Source organism: Pseudofrankia coriaricola (assembly GCF_001854805.1).
Classification (GTDB): domain Bacteria; phylum Actinomycetota; class Actinomycetes; order Frankiales; family Frankiaceae; genus Pseudofrankia.
On record NZ_MBLO01000016.1, the window covers coordinates 1 to 18,808 of the forward strand.

Annotated in this window: 20 protein-coding genes; 15 read left to right on the top strand and 5 right to left on the bottom strand. The window is 71.1% G+C overall.

Annotated features, from left to right (window positions below; translation table 11 throughout):
- The 10 genes from BCD48_RS51925 to BCD48_RS03315 all read left to right on the top strand — a co-directional run.
- Positions 1–1,001: sensor histidine kinase (locus BCD48_RS51925; protein ID WP_241841479.1), on the top strand; the 1,001-nt coding region annotated here is incomplete at its 5' end.
- Between the two features lie 142 nt (positions 1,002–1,143).
- Positions 1,144–1,794 carry a response regulator transcription factor gene (locus BCD48_RS03275; RefSeq protein WP_071046732.1) on the top strand — a complete coding sequence of 217 codons (651 nt, stop codon included), beginning with the start codon at positions 1,144–1,146 and terminating at the stop codon, positions 1,792–1,794.
- Between the two features lie 329 nt (positions 1,795–2,123).
- Positions 2,124–2,747 carry an HD domain-containing protein gene (locus BCD48_RS03280; protein WP_071046733.1) on the top strand — a complete coding sequence of 208 codons (624 nt, stop codon included), beginning with the start codon at positions 2,124–2,126 and terminating at the stop codon, positions 2,745–2,747.
- 484 nt (positions 2,748–3,231) lie between these two features.
- Positions 3,232–4,704, top strand: a complete 1,473-nt coding sequence (locus BCD48_RS03285) for an MFS transporter (RefSeq protein ID WP_198543056.1) — start codon at positions 3,232–3,234, stop codon at positions 4,702–4,704.
- A gap of 22 nt (positions 4,705–4,726) precedes the next feature.
- Positions 4,727–5,194: a cytochrome ubiquinol oxidase subunit I gene (locus BCD48_RS03290; protein ID WP_071046734.1), complete on the top strand. Its 468-nt coding sequence runs from the start codon at positions 4,727–4,729 to the stop codon at positions 5,192–5,194.
- The gene (locus BCD48_RS54750) at positions 5,191–5,478 is read left to right on the top strand and encodes a cytochrome d ubiquinol oxidase subunit II (RefSeq protein WP_071046735.1); all 288 of its coding nucleotides are present in this window, start codon (positions 5,191–5,193) and stop codon (positions 5,476–5,478) included. Before BCD48_RS03290 ends, BCD48_RS54750 begins: the two co-directional genes overlap by 4 nt.
- Before the next feature lie 11 nt (positions 5,479–5,489).
- Complete coding sequence (locus BCD48_RS03300) at positions 5,490–6,251, top strand: cytochrome d ubiquinol oxidase subunit II (protein WP_131803748.1); 762 nt, start codon at positions 5,490–5,492, stop codon at positions 6,249–6,251.
- Between the two features lie 18 nt (positions 6,252–6,269).
- Complete coding sequence (locus BCD48_RS03305; RefSeq protein ID WP_083418104.1) at positions 6,270–6,860, top strand: phosphopyruvate hydratase family protein; 591 nt, start codon at positions 6,270–6,272, stop codon at positions 6,858–6,860.
- Entirely contained in the window at positions 6,857–7,885 is a 1,029-nt protein-coding gene (locus BCD48_RS03310; protein ID WP_071046737.1) for a phosphotransferase family protein, read from the top strand. The genes BCD48_RS03305 and BCD48_RS03310 overlap by 4 nt, the downstream gene beginning before the upstream one ends.
- Entirely contained in the window at positions 7,882–8,811 is a 930-nt protein-coding gene (locus BCD48_RS03315; protein ID WP_071046738.1) for a fumarylacetoacetate hydrolase family protein, read from the top strand. The genes BCD48_RS03310 and BCD48_RS03315 overlap by 4 nt, the downstream gene beginning before the upstream one ends.
- 126 nt (positions 8,812–8,937) lie before the next feature.
- Here the strand turns inward: BCD48_RS03315 and BCD48_RS03320 are convergent, their stop codons facing one another.
- Positions 8,938–9,444 (bottom strand): MarR family winged helix-turn-helix transcriptional regulator, encoded by a 507-nt coding sequence (locus tag BCD48_RS03320; protein ID WP_198543057.1) that lies wholly within the window; start codon positions 9,442–9,444, stop codon positions 8,938–8,940.
- A gap of 239 nt (positions 9,445–9,683) precedes the next feature.
- Positions 9,684–9,971: an ArsR/SmtB family transcription factor gene (locus BCD48_RS03325; protein WP_241841480.1), complete on the bottom strand. Its 288-nt coding sequence runs from the start codon at positions 9,969–9,971 to the stop codon at positions 9,684–9,686.
- Positions 9,972–10,133: 162 nt separating this feature from the next.
- Between BCD48_RS03325 and BCD48_RS03330 the strand changes: the two genes are divergently transcribed.
- Both BCD48_RS03330 and BCD48_RS03335 read left to right on the top strand, forming a co-directional pair.
- Entirely contained in the window at positions 10,134–11,282 is a 1,149-nt protein-coding gene (locus tag BCD48_RS03330) for a cation diffusion facilitator family transporter (RefSeq protein WP_071046740.1), read from the top strand.
- A 144-nt stretch (positions 11,283–11,426) separates the two neighbouring features.
- Positions 11,427–11,636 carry a hypothetical protein gene (locus BCD48_RS03335; RefSeq protein ID WP_071046741.1) on the top strand — a complete coding sequence of 70 codons (210 nt, stop codon included), beginning with the start codon at positions 11,427–11,429 and terminating at the stop codon, positions 11,634–11,636.
- Between the two features lie 567 nt (positions 11,637–12,203).
- On the opposite strand, the gene BCD48_RS03340 is transcribed toward BCD48_RS03335, so the two are convergent.
- A complete protein-coding gene (locus BCD48_RS03340) occupies positions 12,204–12,617 on the bottom strand; it encodes an ArsR/SmtB family transcription factor (protein WP_071046780.1) in 414 nt (137 codons plus the stop codon).
- Between the two features lie 101 nt (positions 12,618–12,718).
- On the opposite strand from BCD48_RS03340, the gene BCD48_RS03345 reads away from it, so the two are divergent.
- Positions 12,719–14,698, top strand: a complete 1,980-nt coding sequence (locus BCD48_RS03345; RefSeq protein WP_071046742.1) for a heavy metal translocating P-type ATPase — start codon at positions 12,719–12,721, stop codon at positions 14,696–14,698.
- Between the two features lie 167 nt (positions 14,699–14,865).
- Here the strand turns inward: BCD48_RS03345 and BCD48_RS03350 are convergent, their stop codons facing one another.
- Positions 14,866–15,228, bottom strand: coding sequence for an ArsR/SmtB family transcription factor (locus BCD48_RS03350; protein ID WP_071046743.1), 363 nt, complete (start codon positions 15,226–15,228; stop codon positions 14,866–14,868).
- A 256-nt stretch (positions 15,229–15,484) separates the two neighbouring features.
- On the opposite strand from BCD48_RS03350, the gene corA reads away from it, so the two are divergent.
- A complete protein-coding gene (corA, locus tag BCD48_RS03355; RefSeq protein ID WP_071046744.1) occupies positions 15,485–16,516 on the top strand; it encodes a magnesium/cobalt transporter CorA in 1,032 nt (343 codons plus the stop codon).
- A gap of 423 nt (positions 16,517–16,939) precedes the next feature.
- Positions 16,940–17,956, top strand: a complete 1,017-nt coding sequence (locus BCD48_RS03360) for a magnesium and cobalt transport protein CorA (RefSeq protein ID WP_241841481.1) — start codon at positions 16,940–16,942, stop codon at positions 17,954–17,956.
- Positions 17,957–18,126: 170 nt separating this feature from the next.
- Here the strand turns inward: BCD48_RS03360 and BCD48_RS03365 are convergent, their stop codons facing one another.
- Positions 18,127–18,726 carry a hypothetical protein gene (locus tag BCD48_RS03365; RefSeq protein WP_071046745.1) on the bottom strand — a complete coding sequence of 200 codons (600 nt, stop codon included), beginning with the start codon at positions 18,724–18,726 and terminating at the stop codon, positions 18,127–18,129.
- Positions 18,727–18,808: the final 82 nt, after the last annotated feature.

The following is an 18,808-nucleotide window of genomic DNA, read 5'->3' on the forward strand; positions in this document are numbered from 1 at the left end:
GGCTGCCGATCAGCCGCCGCGACGAGCCGGTCGCGCTGGTGCTGCACCGCCCGCGGCCCGACCCGCTGCCCCGGGACGTCGTCCAGGCGGGCGGGTTGGCGATCGAGATCGCCCGGCTGCGGGTCGAGCTACGCCGCCAGCTCGCCGAGGTGCGCGACTCGCGGGCGCGGATCGTCGCAGCGGCCAACGAGGAACGCCGCCGGATCGAGCGGGACCTGCACGACGGCGCGCAGCAGCGGCTCGTCTCGATCGGGCTGGCGCTGCGGCACGCGCAGCACCAGCTCGGCGCCGGCGCCGCCGGGCCGGAACGGGTGAGCCGCACCCTCGACGGCGCGGTCGCGCAGCTGGGCACCGCGATCGACGAGCTACGTGAGCTCGCCCGCGGCCTACCGCCGGCGCAGCTGGGCGGCGGCCTCGCCCTCGCGTTCGCCGAGGTCGCCCGCCAGTCCCCGGTACCGGTCGAGGTGCGCGTGCACCTGCCGCCCGCCGTGGCGGCGACGTTCACGTCCACCGGGTCGCTCCCAGCGCCGACGTCACCGGCGGCCACCGCGGCCGCGGCCCCCGACGCCGCGCCGCTGGCCGGGGGCACGGCGGCCGCGATCCGCGGCGGCGCGACGGCCGGCGTGGCGACGGACGTGGCCGCGGGCACCGGGACCGACGACGCGGTCATCGGCTCCGCCAGCACGGGCGGACGCGAGCAGGCGGGCGGCGGGCGGCTGGACCGCCGGCTCGAGGTCGCCGCGTACTTCGTCGGCAGCGAGGGGGTGACGAACGCCGTGAAACACGCGAACGCCCGCCGGATCGAGCTGACCGTGGAGGTCCGCGACGGCCGGCTCGTCGTCGCGGTGGCGGACGACGGCGTCGGCGGTGCCACCCCGGCGCGCGGGAGCGGGCTGCGCGGGCTCGCCGACCGGGTCGCCACCCTCGGCGGGACGCTGCGGATCGCGAGCGGTCCCGGCACCGGCACCGTGCTCACCGCCGAGCTGCCATGCGGCTCGTGAGCCGCGCTGCCCGCGTCCGCGGCCCCGCCGCCGGGCGCGCCACGGCCACCCGGTCCGCGGCCTCGCGCGCCGTGGCCAGGGGCCGCGCGGACCACCGCCCCACCGACCGGGACTGGACTGAGGCTGGGAGCGTGGCGCACCCATGCGAGTGGTGATCGCCGAGGATCAGGTGCTGCTGCGCGAGGGCCTCGGTCGGCTGTTCGAGGATGCCGGGCACGAGATCGTCGCGTCAGTCGGCGACCCGGAGGGACTGCTCGAGGCCGTGGACCGGCACCGCCCCGACCTCGCCGTCGTCGACGTCGACGTCCGGATGCCACCGACGTTCACCGACGAGGGCACCCGAGCGGCCGGCGAGATCAAACGGCGCCACCCGGCGGCCGGGGTGCTCGTGCTCTCCCAACACGTCGAGACGACGCACGCCGTCCGGCTCGTCACTCTCGGCGGGTTCGGCTACCTGCTCAAGGACAGGGTCCTCGACGTCGGAGAGTTCCTCGCCGCGGCCGAGCGGGTCGCCCGCGGCGGCTCGGCGCTCGACCCGAAGGTGGTCGCGAGCCTGCTCGCCTCCCAGCGGGCCGACGACCCGCTCGCCGGGCTGACCGACCGGGAGCGCGAGGTCCTGCGGCTCATGGCCGAGGGCCTCACGAACGCCGGCATCGCGCGCCGCCTCGTGCTGTCCGAGCGCACCGTCGAGGCACACGTCCGCCGTATCCTGACCAAGCTCGACGTCCCCGAGCACGCCGACGCCCACCGCCGTGTCCTGGCCGTCCTCACCCACCTGTCCCTGTCGGCGTAGGCGTCCCGGCCGCCCGGTGGGCGAGGCGGACGCGGCGCGCCGCCGAGCGCGGTGTCGTAGGCGTCGGCGGCCTTGCGTAGTGCCGGGGGGTGGTTGTGCGCCCAGGTTGCGCATCCCTATAACCATCCCTATGGCTATTGGAGTGGATCACGATCCTGGCGGCCCGCCGACACCAGGCGCCCTGGTAGGTCGCTGGCGTGAAGTCGTCCCGCCGCGTTCCCACAAGCCTGCTTTCGTGCTGCAGCATGCCGACTGGGATGCCTGATCCGTCCGCGATGGCCCAGGCGCGCCCCCGTCGGTCGCTGTGGCACGTGAAGGGAGCTCGGGGCATGTTGCAGGTGTTCGAGGCGGCGGCCGGTTGGCCGTCCGTGCGTGAGCGATTGGCCAGGCGCATTGCGGAACAGGATCTAGCCTCGCTGGATGATGCGGTCGCCTTCGCTGTTCGGTGGCACGGGGACCAGACTCGGCCGGCGGGTGAGCCTTATGCCGAGCATCTGCTTGAGGTCGTGTGTGTGTTGGTGGAGGCGATCGGAACGACTGACATCGACGTGTTGCGCGCGGCCGTGCTCCACGATGTGGTCGAGGACACGGAGTGCTCGCTGGAGGATGTGCGCGAGCGCTTCGGTGACCGCGTCGCGGGCTTGGTCGACTGGGTGACCAAGCCCGCAGCGTCGGAGGGCCAGACACGTGAGGAGGTGCGGGTGGCATATCTGACACGGTTGCTTAGCGCCCCGGATGATGCACTGTTGGTGAAGCTGGCGGACCGGCTGAGCAACGTGCAGCGGCTGGACACACATCCTCGGCCGGAGAAACGTCGTTCGTACTACCAGGAGACGGTGCGCTCTGTCGTCCCGCTCGCGCAGTCCCATCCGTGGTTCCGCCAGTGGTATGCGGCCTGGAGCGACGCTTTCGGGCATTTGGCTGTCGACAGCCTGGGCGCGGGTTCCCAGTGACACGTGCGGTGGGAGTTTCTGGACGCGGCTCTTGCCTCATGACCTGACCACCTGGGCTTGCCCACAGAGTTGGCGAACGGTCGAGTCTTGGCGAAGGGCGGACCGCAGGCGGGTGATCACCGGTGGGAGCCCGCATAGGGCTGGCCGGCGAACGACAGCGGACGTTCATGGACCCCGGCGGACGTCAGTCGGCCCGTGACCTACACCAGTGGACGTGAGCAGACGTCGGCGGACATGACCATGCCCTCGGACTGTGGCGGGCGCACGGCCCGCTCGTCGATGTAGCCGCGGAACTGAATCTCCCTGGCGATGGCGAGCACGAGGTCGGCAAGCCCCGCCCACCCCTGATCGTCGCTCGGCCGAGCCGCAGCTCCTGCCCGCGTTGGTCGGTCCCCGTCGCGGATCAGGCCCACACCCCAGGTAATTATGACGCAATCATGATTATCGGTATATAGTGATGTAGTCATAACAACTGGAGGATCATGTGACGACCTCTCTCGACACCCGACCCGCACCGGTCCGACCCGACTCGCCGGGTGCCGTGGCGCGCGCCGGCGGCCTGCATCCGGTCGGCGTACTCGTCCTGCTGGCGGGCGCGTTCCTGCCGATCGCCGACTTCTTCATCGTCAACGTCGCGCTGCCGACGATCGACGCCTCGCTGCACGCGTCCGCCGCCGCGCTGGAACTGGTGGTGGCCGTCTACGGTGTCGCGTACGCCGCCGTCCTCGTCCTGGGGGGCCGGCTGGGTGACCGCTTCGGCCGCCACAACCTGTTCCAGGTGGGGCTGGTCGGCTTCATCCTGGCGTCACTGGCCTGCGGGCTGGCGCCCTCCATCGGCATACTCATCGCGGCCCGGCTGGTGCAGGGGGCGGCGGCCGCCATGCTGGTACCCCAGGTGCTCGCGACCTGCCATGCAACCTTGGAAGGTGAACGTAAGACGCGGGCGCTGGCGCTCTACGGCGCGACCTCGGGTATCGCCGCGGTGGTCGGCCAGGTGGCCAGCGGGCTGCTGATCAGCGCCGACATCGCCGGCACGTCCTGGCGGCCCATCTTCCTGATCAACGTACCCCTGGGCATCGCGGTGTTCGTTTCCTCGCGCATAGTCGTCCCCGCCAACCGGTCCCCGCACCCGGCCAGCATCGACGTCCCGGGCACGGTCCTCTTCGCGGCGACGCTCACCGCCCTCCTCGTGCCGCTGACCGAGGGCCACACGCTGGGCTGGCCGGCCTGGACGTGGGTGCTGCTCGCCGTCGCCGTCGCGCTGGCCGCCGTCACGGTCGTCGTGGAACGACGCGCGGAGACACGCGGCGAGGTGCCCCTGCTGCCGCCGTCACTGCTCAAGCTGCCGTCCATGTCCCGCGGGCTGGCCATGATCGCGGCGTTCAGCCTCGGATTCGGCTCCTTCATGTTCGTCTTCGCGCTCACCGTCCAGGGCGGCTTGCATGCCAGCCCACTCAAGGCCGGGCTGGCGATCTTGCCGATGGCCGTCCTCTTCCTCCTCGGTTCGATCGTCAGTCCCAAGCTCATCAACCGGTTCGGCCGCGGTGTACTCGCCGTGGGCGGATTGGTGCAGGGGACCGGACTGGCGCTGCTGATCGTCATCCTCGCCACCGGCTGGCCGCACGTGAGCCTCGCCGAACTGGGTGGACCCCTGCTCCTGGTCGGCGCCGGACAGTCGATGCTGTTCGCCGGGCTGTTCCGCGCCGTGCTCAGCGACGTCCCCGCCCACCTCGCCGGCGTTGGCGGCGGCGTTCTCATCACCCTGCAGCAGTCCGGGCTGGCGCTCGGCGTCGCGACTCTCGGCACGCTGTACCTGGCGCTGGAACCGCACAGCATTCCGGAGGCCTTCGGCAGTGCGGTCGGCGTCCAGCTCGGCATCGTCGTGCTACTGGTCGTCGGCAGCCGCTTCCTGCCGCGCTTCACAGCCCACGCCGCGGACATACCCGTGGAGCAGTGATGAGTCTGCTCGAATTGTCCCGATGGCAGTTCGCCATTACCTCGCGGCACTGCTGATGTTCGGAACGGCGTTCGCCGCCACGGTCCTGCGCATGCGGAACCGGCTGTGGGCCGCGCGACGATTCCACGCATTCGTTCTCTGGACGACACCGGCCGGCGTCCTCGGCATCCTCGGCGGCTGGGTGACCGCCGAGGCGGGACGCCAGCCGTGGGTCGTCTTCGGTCAGCTCCGCACGTCCGAGGCGGTCTCCAGGCTGGCCTCCGGCGAGGTGCTGTTCTCGGTGATCGGCTTCTCGGCGCTCTACCTCGGCATGCTCGCGGCGTACATCGCCTATGTCGTGCGCACGATGCGTATCGGTCCCGAACGGGACGATCCACGGCGCCAACCGTCACCGGAGCCGCCGGATCTGACTCTGCTCGAATCCGCGGACGTTCCGATACCAGCTGAACGTCGCGCGCTGCTCAGTTCCCCGGAGGTGGCGACGCGATGATCACTTCGCTGTGGCTCGCGGTGGTGCTCGTCTGCTTTCTTGCCTACATCGTGCTGGACGGCTACGACCTCGGGGTCGGCGTGGCGAGTCTGCTCGAGCGCGACGGCGAGCACCGGCGGCGCATGCTCGAGTCCGTCGCGGTCGCCTGGGATGGCAACGAGACCTGGCTCATCCTGCTCGGCGTCGCGCTGTGGTCCGGGTTCCCGCTGGCGTTCGGCACGGTCCTCCCGCACGCCTACCTCCCGATGACCGTTGTGCTGTTCTCGCTGATCGTGTCTCGCTGATCGTGCGCGGCGTGAGCATCGAGATGGCGTCCCAGGCCCCGCCCGGCCGCCGCTGGACGACCGCCTTCGGAATCGCATCCCTGCTGGCCTCGTTCGGCCAGGGTTTCGCGCTGGGCACGCTGACATCGGCGCTGCGCGTGAGCAACGGGGCCTACGCAGGCTCGGCGTTCGGCGCCTTCGGCTGGTTCTCGGCGCTGGCTGGGGTCACCGTCACCGCGGGGTACACCGCCCTCGGCTACGCCTACACCAAGCAGAAGTCGTCCGGGAGCCTGCGCGAGACCGCCGGGCGCCGCGGGCTGGCGTGCACGGCGCTCACGGCCGCGTTGCTGGTCGCCGCCCTTTTCGCGATCAACGACACCGCCGCGCGGCTGGACCTCAGCAGCCCAGGACGGGCGTTCGCCTTCGGCGGTCTGCTGCTGTTCGCCGCGGCGGGGGCAACGACCGCCATGGTCACGTTCTTGTGGAGCCAACGGTCTAGCGCCGCCGACACGCTGCCTATCGGCGGCCTCGTCGTCGCGACGGTGTCAGTGATTCTCGCGCTCGCCGTCGCCCGTTATCCGGTCCTCGTGCCGCCGGACCTGACCGTCGAGGGCGCGGTCGGTCCCCACAACACGATGGTGTTCATCCTCGTCGGCATCGGCCTCAACATGCCCCTGGTGGTGGCCTACAACGTGTTCGCCCACCGGGTCTTCGGCGGCAAGCTCGACACCGGGCGCCCGCTCTCCGAACCCCCAGACGGCGAGAATCTCGCTCGCACAGGAGCACACTCATGACCGCCCGAAGAGCCGCTCATGGCGCGACCCCGCGCACCTCGGTCACTCCCCGCGCCCGTTCGCGGTGTACTGCGCCTGCTGGCCGCCGCCGGCTGGACCGTGCTCGGCCTCGTCGCCTCCTGGGTCGAGGATTTCCCCGTCCTGTCGGTGGAGGACCCGCTCGACGAGGAGGACTGGGAGGGCTGGCGGGAGATCACCCACCGCCTCGGCGCGCGGGTGCACCTGATCGGCGACGACCTGTTCACCACGAACCTGACCCGCCTGCGGCTCGGCATCGCCCGGGGCTGCGCGACCGGTGTGCTGGTGAAGGTGAACCAGAACGGCACCCTGTCCGGCACTCTCGAGGTCCTGGCCGAGGCCCGCGCCGCGGGGTACGCCCCGGTGGTGTCGGCCCGGTCCGGGGAGACCGAGGACGACTTCCTGGCCGATCTGGCGGTGGGCACCGGCGCCGGGCAGATCAAGGTCGGCTCGGTGCGCTCCTCCGAGCGGCTGGCCAAGTACAACCAGCTGCTGCGCATCGCCGAGGACCCCACGCTGTCGTACCGCGGATACCCAGCCGCACCGGATGCCTCGCGCAACCACCAGGCGACGGCGAGGCTGAGCGCGTGAGCCGGTCCGGCGCTGAGCAGCGCCTGGTAGTGATTGAGTTCCTGCGGCGCAACCATCTCGTCGCGCCCACTGCCGAGCCCTTACTCACACCGTTGCCCGGCGGCGTGTCCTCCGACCTGTGGCGCGTGGACGTGGCCGGTCGGTCGCTGTGCGTCAAGGGGTCGTTGCCGCAGCTGAAGGTGGCCGACACCTGGCTCGCGCCGGTTTCCCGCAACGCGGTCGAGTACGCCTGGCTGCGGTTCGCGCGGCCGCTCCGTCCCGGTCAGGTGCCGCGGGTGCTCGCCCATGACCCTGAGGCGGGCTTGTTCGCGATGGAGTACCTCCCGCCCGAGCGCTATCCGGTGTGGAAGACGCTGCTGTTCGCTGGCGAGGTCGACGTCAGTGCCGCCCGGGCCGTCGGCGACCTGATCGGTGACCTGCACGCGGCGAGCGCCGCCGACCCGGCGAACGCGACCCGCTTCGCGACGGACGAGAATTTCGACGCGCTGCGGATCGAGCCCTACCTGCGCGCCACCGCCCGAGCCCACCCGGACCTGCGGCCGAGGTTCGCGCTGCTGGCCGAGCGGACCGCGAACACCCACCTGGCCGTGGTCCGCGGGGACGTGAGCCCGAAGAACATCCTGCTCAGCCCGCACGGCCCGGTGCTGCTGGACGCCGAGTGCGCCTGGTTCGGCGACCCGGCCTTCGACCTCGCGTTCTGCCTCAACCATCTGCTGCTCAAGTCGGTCAGGCTCCCGTGCCTGGCCGCCGAGCTCCAGGCCGCGGCCCGCGCGCTCACGGACGCCTACACCGCCCGTGTCATCTGGGAACCGGTGCCCGCGCTCACAGCTCGGGCCGCGACGCTCCTGCCCGCGCTCGCGCTGGCCCGGGTGGATGGCAGCTCGCCGGTGGAGTACCTCGACGAGCCGGGGCGCGTCCTCGTGCGCGCGATCAGCCGGCGGCTGCTCGCCGACCCACTGTCCGATCTCGAGCTCGTCCTCGAGCGCTGGTCGATGCTCGCCAACCCGGGGAAAGTGATCACATGACCAGCTTCTCCCTGGCCACCATCAACGTGGACGGTTCACCGACGCCGACACTCGTCGTCGGCGACCGGTACTACCGCATCCCAGACGTCGCCCCCGAGCTGGCCGTGTCAGGGCGTGGCGGGCTGATGACCGTGTTCGAGCGCTGGGCAGGGGCGGAGCCGGCCCTGGTCGCCGCCGCCGGCCGCCTGACCGCAGAACCCGACGCATCGCCGTCGCTGTCGGCGCCAGCCCGGCTGGAGGACTGGCTCACGCCTCTGCAGTACCCCCACAAGGTCATCTGCACCGGTTCGAACTACTACGACCACGTCACCAGGGATGGCGGCCATACGGGGTTCAGCAAGGAGGACAACATCCCGGTGTTCTTCCTCAAGCCGCCGACGACCACCCTCGTGGGGTCGGGTCGTTCGGTGCGCTACCCGGTGCAGTCGGCGAAGTTCGACTACGAACTCGAGCTGGCCTTCGTCATCGGCAAGCGCGGCCGGCACATCAGCGTCGCCGAGGCCAGGAACCACATCGCCGGCTACACCATTGGCATCGACCTGTCCGCGCGCGACTGGCAGCGCCACCCCAAGCACCTGGTGAAGTTCGACCTGTTCGGCGGCAAGGCGTTCAACGACAGCTGCCCGCTCGGCCCGGCGGTCGTGCCAGCACGCTTCGTCGACCCGGGCCACCTGGACCTGCGGTTCTGGGTCAACGGCGAGCTACGCCAGGACGCGAACACGGCCGACATGATCTGGGACGTCGGCGAGCAGGTCGCCCGCGTCAGCGAACACGTGACTCTCGAGCCGGGCGACGTCGTCATGACCTGCACGCCGGCCGGCGTTGGCCTGGCAACGGGCACCTGGCTGAAGGTGGGCGACCGCCTCGAAGGGCAGATCACCGGCCTCGGCGCGCTCAGTGTCGAGATCACCGACGACCACGGCTGACGGCTGCTACCAAAGGCGTGGGCGCCCGATGGGGCTCCGCGTTCTGCCTCGGAGGGTGAAATGCCCCGCGAGAGTGGCCGCTTCGCGTTGGAGTAGACCGGCCCGCGCGGCGTGGTTCGAAGCTGGTCACGCCGCGGGTGTGGAGGACGGGCTGCGCGGGCGCATCTCCACCAGGCCGGCTGTGACTGTGCGCAGCAACCTGAGCGCGGAGTCGAGGTGGCTGGTGTCGTTGCCAGCCGCGGCGGAGACCGCCGCAGCCCACTCGTTCCGTACCAGCGCGTAGTTGCTGCGTCCGCGTTCGGTGGCGCGAACGATCACGCCGCGGCGGTCGTCCGGCTGGGCCCGCCGTTCGACGAGCCCTTTACCTTCCAGTCCTCGCAGGACGGCGGACAGGTTGGTGCGCTGGAGTCCGGTCGCGTCGGCGATCCGGCTGGGGGTCGCGGTCGGCTCGCGCTGCAGGTAGCGCATCACCATGCCTTCCGACTGTGTGAGGGTGACGGCCCGCTCGTCGATGTAGCCACGGAACTGGATCTCCCGGCTGATGATCAACGCCAGGTCGGCGAGCTCCTCCCACCGGGGGTCCACGGCGGGTCCGGCTGTCTCCTGCACCGGCCGCCGCTGGTCGTTGGTCACGCCACACAGACTAGACCCTTGCCAAGGCATAGTTATGCGTGCAGCATCGTTGCTAGATCATAATTATCTATTCGTAATTAAGCGTGGCCACGCCGCCGGCATCCCGGACGCGGGTGCACAGTGGCAGGATCTCGTCCGGGTCCCCTTTGCTGTCGTCGTCTGCACCAGCCTCTACACGTTCTTCAAACGTAGACACTGGCTCTGACCATCATCCCACCGGGCACGTGAGGGCCGCGCTGTCAGTCGTGGGGCGGGAGACGGCCGAGTTGGTGGTCGGCGACGCCCAGGGCTTCGGCGACCAAGCGGCGGAGGTGGCCGTGCCGCAGGGCGTAGACCACCCGGCGGCCCTCCTTGCGGGTGGTGACGAGTCCGGCCAGGCGGAGCCGGCTCAGGTGCTGGCTGACGGAGGGCCGGGCCGCGCCGCACGCCTCGGTGAGGGTGGTCACGTCCGCCTCGCCCTCGGACAGGCGTTGCAGGAGGGCCAGGCGGGTGCGGTCGGCCAGCAGCCCCAGGACCTCCGCCGCCACGGCCAGACGCTCGCCATCGTCTGGCTGTTGCGGCCTGTGCGCACCTGATAGTTGCATGCGTGCACTCATATGCACATGATGGGGCGGTGGATCGCCGGTGTCCAACCGGCCTGCCATGTCGACCTGCCATGTCGACCCCCGAACCGGAAGGCGTGAGCTGCCGTGAGCGACCCGACTACGACCCGCGAGCCGCCCGGCCACAACCACGGCCACGGGCGGGGCGGTGGCCACCGGCACGAGCACGCAGGCCACGGCGAGCACGGGCACGACCACGGCGAGCACAGGCACGGGCACGGCCATGACCAGGAGCCCGGACCGGGCCGGTGGGCGCGGTTGCGGCACCGGGCCGCGCACGTGGTCACCCCGCACAGCCACGAGGCATCCGACAAGGTCGACCCGGCGATGGAAGCCTCCGCGGACGGCATGCGCACGCTGTGGATCTCGCTCGCCGTCCTGGGCGTCACCACCGTGCTGCAGGCCCTGGTCGTGGTCCTGTCCGGGTCGGTGGCCCTGCTGGGCGACACCATCCACAACGGCGCCGACGCCCTAACCGCCGTACCGCTGGGCATCGCGCTCGTCCTCGGCCGCCGAGCCGCGACCCGCCGGTTCACCTATGGCCTCGGCCGCGCCGAGGACCTCGCCGGGATCGCCATCGTGCTCACCATCACCGCCTCCTCCGCGCTCGCGGCCTACACCGCGATCGACCGGCTGCTGGACCCGCGCGACGTCGGCTACCTGCCCGCGGTCGCGGCCGCCGCGGTGACCGGCTTCGTCGGCAACGAGTGGGTTGCCCGCTACCGCATCCGCACCGGCAGGCGGATCGGTTCGGCGGCGCTGGTCGCCGACGGGCTGCACGCCCGCACCGACGGCTTCACCTCCCTGGCCGTCCTGCTCGGCGCCGGCGGGGCCGCGCTCGGCTGGCGGCTGGCGGACCCGATAGTCGGCCTGCTGATCACCGTCGCGATCCTGGCGGTCCTCAAGGAAGCGGCCAAGGAGGTCTTCCGCCGCCTGATGGACGCCGTCGACCCCGCCCTGGTCGACACCGCGGAGACCGCCCTGCGCCAGGTGCCCGGCGTGGTCGGGGTGGGCGAGGTACGGATGCGGTGGATCGGCCACCAGCTGCGGGCCGAGGCCACCGTCGTCGTCGACGGCTCCCTCAGCCTGTGGTCCGCACACCAGGTCGCCGTCGACGCCGAACACGCCCTACTGCACGCCGTTCCCCGGCTGACCGCCGCTCTGATCCACCCCGACCCCACCCGCACCGGCGGGGAAGACCCGCACGCCGCACTGGCCCACCACCAGGCCGCCTAACCACCGCCCCCGTGCCTCCCGCCGGTGGATTCGGTGGCGGGCGGACCGGCGACGACGACGGCAACCCGCGCAGCCTTCGGACTTTCGGCCGATCCGCGCTCCACTGACGCCTACGGCCCCACCGGCCCGGGGAGGGCACACCGTATGAGCACGCACGACCACGACCGCGACCGCGACGACGGCGGGCACGAGCCGGGCAGCGGGCACGCAGGGGATTCCCACGGGGTGTCAGCCGACGCCGACCGGCGTTGGCTGACCATCGCGCTCGCACTGATCGCCACCTTCATGGCCGCCGAGGTCGTGATCGGCGTGCTGGCCAACTCCCTGGCGCTGATCTCGGACGCGGTCACATGAGCGAACGGCGCGTTGGGAAGATGTGAATGGTCCTGGTCGCGGTGAAATCTCACCTCTCCGTGGCTATCCGACGCCCGCACCGCGAGCAAACCCGGCCTGTCCGATACACGCGCGCCGCGCCGGCGGTCGCGGCGCGTCTGATCTGGTCCCGCGCGAGCGATGGCCAGGCTCCGCCGCACGCGCCCCGACCGGTGCAACCCCCCGGCGGCTGCTGACCGCGAACCTTGCTGTAGCACAACGGCGACGCCGGCAGGCCGACCACTGCGGGAAGGCCCGCGGTCCGCGTCGGTCAGATGCCGGCCACATGCGCGATCCGGCCCACCAGAGCGGTGATGAGCATGGCGGCGCCGCCACCAACACGACGCGCAGGGCCGGGCGCCGCATCGGGGTACCCGCGGGCCTGGCACCGAGCATCCGGCGACGGCGAGGCCGGCAACGGTCACGACGACGACCACGCCACGCACGGCAGGGACCCGCACACGATGCTCAGCCACCACAGTATCCGGCGCCTGACCGGGCCTTGCGCGGGGAGGGCTTCCGGCTGCTCCCCTTCGTCGGTCACCGGGACTACAAGGCGTCCGCCGGGGCCGCTGCCATCGTGGAGAGCGGCTCCACCGCTTCGGCGGGGGTGTCGGTCATACCAAGCCGCAGGTGCTCGACGTGGTGGATCGCCTGGTCGAGCAGCTCGGCCACGTGGTTGTCGTACAGGGCGTAGATCACCGAGCGGCCCTTGCGGGTGCCGACCACCAAGCCGAGATTGCGCAGGAGCCGTAGCTGGTGGGAGCAGGCGGACTGTTCCATGCCGACCTCGGCAGCCAGGTCGGTGGCCGCGAGTGGTCCCTCGCGGAGCCGGGCAAGGATCAGCAGCCGTGAGGGAGTCGCCAGCGCCTGGAGCGTGGTGGCGACCTTGGCGGCGTTGGTCGCGTCCAGGCGGGTGCGCGGGACGGCGTTCTCGGCGGCGGTGACGGCTCCATGGCCCATGGGGCCGATGATACCGGCCACCCAGGAACAAATGAAGAAATGTTCATGTGTTCCTGTATCGTGGTGGGGCGCCGAGTTCCCGCGTGAAGGGTCACCGCCGCATGCCTTCCACTCTGACCCGTCCGGCTCCGGCCGGCGGCGCCGTCCGTGACGCGGTGGTGCCCAGGCGCCGCACCCGGATCTTCGCGGTGCCCGAGGCCCGCTGGGCCGCGGCCGCCTTGGTGCTGTTCCTGATCGCGCTGCCGCTGCAGCTGCTCGGAGCTCCGGCGTGGGCCTGGGTGCCGCTGTACGCGCTGACCTATGCGATCGGCGGCTGGGAGCCGGGCTGGGCGGGCCTTCAGGCACTGCGTGAGAAGACCCTGGATGTGGACCTGCTGATGGTGGTCGCCGCGATCGGTGCGGCGGCGATCGGGCAGGTCCTCGACGGCGCCCTGCTGGTCGTCATCTTCGCCACCTCCGGTTCCCTGGAGGCCATTGCCACCGCCCGCACCGCGGACTCGGTGCGCGGCCTGCTGGACCTCGCCCCGACGACCGCCACCCGGATCGCCGACGACGGCGGCGAGGAGACGGTGGCCACCGGGCAGCTCGCGGTCGGTGACACCATCCTGGTGCGACCCGGTGAGCGGGTCGGCGCCGACGGCCGTGTCCTGGACGGGGCGAGCGAGGTCGACCAGGCCACCATCACCGGGGAGCCGCTGCCGGTGGCGAAGGACGCGGGGGAGGAGGTGTTTGCCGGCACCCTGAATGGCACCGGCGCCCTGCGGGTGAAGGTCGAACGCGACCCGTCGGACTCGGTGATCGCCCGGATCGTGGCCATGGTCGAGGAAGCCTCCGAGACCAAGGCGCCCACCCAGCTGTTCATCGAGAAGGTCGAACAGCGCTACAGCCTCGGCATGGTCGCGGCCACCATCGCACTGTTCGCCGTCCCGCTGCTGTTCGGCGCCGCACTGCAGCCGACACTGCTGCGGGCGATGACCTTCATGATCGTCGCCTCGCCGTGCGCGGTGGTGCTGGCCACCATGCCGCCGCTGCTGTCCGCGATCGCCAACGCCGGACGCCACGGCGTGTTGGTCAAGTCGGCCGTGGTCATGGAGCAGCTCGGGCAGATCGACGCCGTGGCGCTGGACAAGACCGGCACCCTGACCGAAGGCACCCCCCGGGTCACCGACGTCCGTCCGCTGGTCTCTTCCGGCCTGACCGAAGACGCGCTGCTGCGGCTCGCGGCGGCGGCCGAGCACCCCAGCGAGCACCCGCTGGCCCGCGCCATCGTGGACGCCGCCCGCACCCGGGACCTCGACATTCCGCTGGTGGAGGACTTCAACTCCGCCCCCGGCACCGGGGTCACCGCCACCGTCGACGGCCGCGGCGTGGCGGTCGGCAGCCCCGCCCGGCTGCTGAACGGCCGCACCGACCACCCTGCCGCCGCGGTCGCCTGGCAGCTGGAGAGCGAGGGCCGCACCGCCGTGCTGGTCGAGGTGGACGACACCCCGGTCGGGGTGCTGGGCATCGCCGACCGGCTGCGCGAGGACGCCGCCGCGACCGTCTCCGCGCTGACCAGCCTGACCGGCACCTCTCCGGTCCTGATCACCGGCGACAACCCGCGCGCCGCGGCCCGCCTCGCCGACGAGGTCGGCATCACCGATGTCCGCGCCGGGCTCCTGCCGCAGGACAAGGTCAGCGCCGTCCAGGAACTGGAGCAGGCCGGGCACAAGGTTCTGGTGGTCGGCGACGGTGTCAACGACGCCCCGGCGCTGGCCACCGCCCACACCGGCATCGCCCTGGGCCGGGCCGGATCCGACCTCGCCCTGGAGACCGCCGACGCCGTCGTCGTGCGCGACGAACTGGCCACCATCCCCACGGTCGTGGCGCTCTCCCGCCGGGCCCGCAAGTTGGTGGTGCAGAACCTGGTCATCGCCTCGCTCTTCATCACCGGCCTGGTGATCTGGGACCTGGCCGGCACCCTCCCGTTGCCCCTCGGTGTCGCCGGCCACGAGGGCTCCACCGTCATCGTCGGACTCAACGGCCTGCGCCTGCTGGCCGACGCCGCCTGGCACCGCGCCCGCAGCCGGAACGGCCAGTGAGCCGCTGCAGCCGCGAGACCGCCGCCCGCTACGGCGCAGGCGGGAGGGGTGCGTTGCACTGTCACCGTCTGCCGGGGCTGCTGCTGCGGCACGCCGAAGGTCCTTGGTCTGGACCACGCCGCCCAACTCGCTGACCTGCGCGCCAGCTTGCCAGCCATGCACGTAGATCATGCGCCATGGGCTCGTCGCCGGCGTGCCGGGCTGTCGCGCAGGTCGTCGTGGTGGCGGACGGCGCGTTGGACGATCTCGACGACGTGCGGGTCGTCGACCAGATACACCTGCCGTTTGCCTTCGCGGCGGGCGCGCACGAGGCCGGCGAGTCTGAGTTTGGCCAGGTGATGGCTGACCGTGGCCACGCTCTGGCCCACTTCGTCGGCCAGGGTGCCGACGTCGCGTTCGCCCGCCGCCAGCAGCCACACGATGTGCAGGCGGACGGTGGCCGAGAGCAGGCCGAACGTGGCCGCGGTGTCCTGCAGCAGGTCGAGCGGCAACGCGTCCGATGGCGGCTGGGCGGAACGGTCGTGGGGCACGGGTCGTCCTTCCGGGCGGTCTGCGCTACTCGGGTGCCACCGTCAGCGTCACCACCCCTCGATACTTGCGCAAATGTTTGACTGTTCGACCTGGCGACGGGTCTACTGGGGTCGGGTGTGCGGCGGTCGCGGAGGCCGACCGGGCACGCCGTGGACGGTCGTCCCGCGGCGGGTGCGGAACTCGTGTGGCTCCGGCCGGCACCGCCATCCGCGCGGATCGAGGCGGAGACCGTTCGCGGCCCGGGGAGTTGATGTGATGACCGTTGTCGAGAACGCGTTCTACAGCGAGGGGCGGCGGCTGGCGCAGCCGGACACGCTGGCGGACACCTACCAGCTGCTCCGGGACCACCGCGACGGGAACAAACAGGATCTGGCGTGGATCGGCCTGGTCCGTCCGGACGAGCAGGAGATCGCCTCGATCGCCACCGAGTTCGACCTGCACGAGCTCGCGATCGAGGACGCCGTGCAGGCGCACCAGCGGCCCAAGCTGGAACGGTACGGCAAGACCCTGTTCGTGGTCCTGCGCGCGGCCCGCTACGACGACGCCCGGGAAGAGGTCGACTTCTCCGAGCTGCACGTGTTCATCGGCGACGACTTCGTCATCACCGTCCGGCACGGCGACGCGCCGGACCTGCCCCGGGTGCGGCGACGGATGGAATCCGACCCCGACCTGCTGACCCACGGCCCCGAGGCGGTGTTGTACGCGATCCTCGACCGGGTCGTCGACGACTACGCCCCGGTCGTCGCCGGGCTGGAAAACGACATCGACGAGATCGAGACCGAGGTGTTCCGCGGTGCCCCCGAGGTCAGCCGGCGTATCTATGAACTGTCCCGGGAGGTCATCGAGTTCCAACGGGCGGCCAAGCCGCTGACGGGCATGTTGGACGGGCTGGCGGCCGGTTTCGCGAAGTACGGCGTCGACACCGAGCTGCAGCAGTACCTGCGCGACGTCTCCGACCATGTGGTGGGTGTGGTGGAACGCATCGACGGCCTACGCCAACTGCTGCAGAACATCCTGACGGTCAACACGGCGCTGGTCGGGCAACGTCAGAACGAGGAGATGAAGACCCTGACCGAGGCCAGCCTGGCACAGAACGAAGAGGTCAAGAAGATCTCCGCCTGGGCGGCTATCCTGTTCGCCCCTACCCTCATCGGCACGGTGTACGGGATGAACTTCGATCGCATGCCGGAACTGGGCTGGGCATTCGGCTATCCCTTCGCCCTCGGACTGATGGGCGTGGTCTCCGCCCTGCTGTACGTGATCTTCCGCCAGCGGCGGTGGCTGTGACCAGCGACCGGGACGGACGGATGGCGCACCAGGGATCTGGCCGTGGCTGGCTCTGATGCACGACCCCGACCGCGAACGGCAGCGATCCCGCCTCACATGATCCCGCACGGGCACGTCGCGCCGGCACCCGAGCACGCCCGCCGACTACTGACCACAGGCCGCTGTTGTGGTCGTCTGGTGGTGTAGCTCCGGTCTGCCGGCCGCCGGATGCCTGTCCGGCCAGCAGACGGTCGGCCGACCGACCGACCGCCGTAGGCTTCTCCCATGGTCGGGGAGCGTGACCGTGTGCCGAGGCCACGTCGTCCCGCGCCCAGCCCGGCCTTCACCATCAGGGATGGCGCCAGTCGGCTTGGTGGTGCCCTGCGCAGGCGAGTGTCGCTAGTCCATCCTCGGCGGCACCCGTCCGGCATGGAGGGCGGGACGTTGGGTGACCGCGACTCGATCGTGGCCTGTGCGGTGTACCGCAATGGCGAACGCGACGCCCACCCGTGCGGGTTCGACGCGGCGCTGCGCGCCGTACGTGCCGGACACAACGGTTTTGTCTGGCTCGGCCTGTACGAGCCGTCCGAGCACGACCTGTCGGCGGTGGCAGCCACCTTCGGGCTGCACCCCCTCGCGGTGGAGGACGCCAGCTACAACCATCAGCGCCCCAAGCTGGAACGCTACGACGACACCCTGTTCGTCGTGCTGAAGACCATCCGCTACGTCGAGCACGACGAGATCTCCGCGAGTTCCGAGATCGTCGAAACTGGGCAGATCATGGTCTTCCTCGGCTCCGACTTCGTGGTCACCGTCCGCCATGGCGCGTACGGCGAGCTGCAGACCCTGCGTGCCCGGCTGGAAGCCCGTCCGCGCCTGCTCGCCCGCGGCCCCGCCACGGTGCTGCACGCCATCGCCGACCACATCGTCGATGACTACCTGAAGGTCGCCGACCGTGTGGAGACCGACATCGACTCCATCGAGAACGCGGTGTTCGACCACCGGATCCGCTTCCCCGACGCGGGCGCCGTCTACCAGCTCAAACGGGAGGTGGTGGAGTTCAAGCACGCCGTCCTGCCGTTAGCCGCCCCGCTGTGGGCTCTCGCCGACCCCGACAGCAGCGTCGGCATGGTTCCCCGTGAGGTCCGCAGCTACTTCCGTGACGTCGAGGACCACCTGAACCGGGTCACCGAACGCATCGCCGGGTTCGATGACGTGCTCGGCTCCCTCCTGCAGGCGACACTCGCCCAGGTCTCCGTCGCCCAGAACGAAGACATGCGCAAGATCAGCGCCTGGGTTGCCATCGCCGCCGTCCCTACCGCGACCGCAGGCATCTACGGCATGAACTTCGACCACATGCCCGAACTGCACCAGGCCTGGGGCTACCCCGCCGCCCTGGCATTCATTGCCATCGTCTGTGTGGCGCTGCACCGCGCTTTCAAACGCAACGGCTGGCTGTAGACCCGCGCCGCTGTCACGGTTGCCGGTCTCACCGTCGTCGGAATACCCGGTGCCCGCGCTGCGATCACCGCGCTCGTCCGCGCGGCCCCCGCCCGGACCGCTCGACAGAGCAGCGGCGGCCACGGCCACAACACACAGCAGTCCGATCCGGCGGATCCGACCTTGTCTTCTCATGACGCTATCCCCGCCGTCGTTCGTCCGCCGACGGTGGGATCAGCGTCTGCTGGCGGTGCGGGCTCTCGCCGCACGGCCAGTGCACCGAAACCGACGACCGCGGCGATGCTGACCGCGACGCCGAGAGCGGGGATGTTGCCGATGTTCGCGATCGGGAACGCCAGCGCGGCGAGCCCGATCAGGATCACCGTCCACCGCGGCGCGACACCGCGCAGTGCGATCGCGCACATCAGGAGCATCAGCGGGAAGCCCAGCCCGAGGGGTTTGATCAGGACGGCCGCGCCGCCCCGGTCCACCAGGGAGACGTCTCCGAGGGCGACGTGGATCGCGTCGAAGCCGTAGGCGACGTTGCCTGCGATCCCGATCGCGCCCACGACCAGCAGCGCGGCCCCGAACGCGCCGGACGTCCAGGTCGCGACACGGATCAGTACGAGCGTGTAGGCGACGGCGCCGAGGACGTGGAAGACCCCGCCCGCGGAGTCGGACTCCCAGCCGCGCAGGGCGTAGAGGACGGTGGCGACCAGGTAGAGGACGGGCGCGACGACGAGTGACGCGCTCAGCAGCCGATCGGCTTGTGAGCCGGGGACGGCATTCACGGGAAGCTCCTTGTGGGTCGGTCTGGATCGGACCCGACCACCGTCGCGGCGCGACCGCGGCGACACATCCGAGCAGACCCGG

What these genes read in the sequence shown, in the direction of transcription:
- BCD48_RS03275 (WP_071046732.1), top strand. Translation starts at nt 1,144, where the DNA reads ATGCGAGTGGTGATCGCCGAGGATCAGGTGCTGCTGCGCGAGGGCCTC.
- BCD48_RS03280 (WP_071046733.1), top strand. Translation starts at nt 2,124, where the DNA reads ATGTTGCAGGTGTTCGAGGCGGCGGCCGGTTGGCCGTCCGTGCGTGAG.
- BCD48_RS03290 (WP_071046734.1), top strand. Translation starts at nt 4,727, where the DNA reads ATGGCAGTTCGCCATTACCTCGCGGCACTGCTGATGTTCGGAACGGCG.
- BCD48_RS54750 (WP_071046735.1), top strand. Translation starts at nt 5,191, where the DNA reads ATGATCACTTCGCTGTGGCTCGCGGTGGTGCTCGTCTGCTTTCTTGCC.
- BCD48_RS03305 (WP_083418104.1), top strand. Translation starts at nt 6,270, where the DNA reads ATGGCGCGACCCCGCGCACCTCGGTCACTCCCCGCGCCCGTTCGCGGT.
- BCD48_RS03315 (WP_071046738.1), top strand. Translation starts at nt 7,882, where the DNA reads ATGACCAGCTTCTCCCTGGCCACCATCAACGTGGACGGTTCACCGACG.
- BCD48_RS03335 (WP_071046741.1), top strand. Translation starts at nt 11,427, where the DNA reads ATGAGCACGCACGACCACGACCGCGACCGCGACGACGGCGGGCACGAG.
- BCD48_RS03340 (WP_071046780.1), bottom strand. Translation starts at nt 12,617, where the DNA reads ATGGGCCATGGAGCCGTCACCGCCGCCGAGAACGCCGTCCCGCGCACC.
- BCD48_RS03345 (WP_071046742.1), top strand. Translation starts at nt 12,719, where the DNA reads ATGCCTTCCACTCTGACCCGTCCGGCTCCGGCCGGCGGCGCCGTCCGT.
- corA (WP_071046744.1), top strand. Translation starts at nt 15,485, where the DNA reads ATGACCGTTGTCGAGAACGCGTTCTACAGCGAGGGGCGGCGGCTGGCG.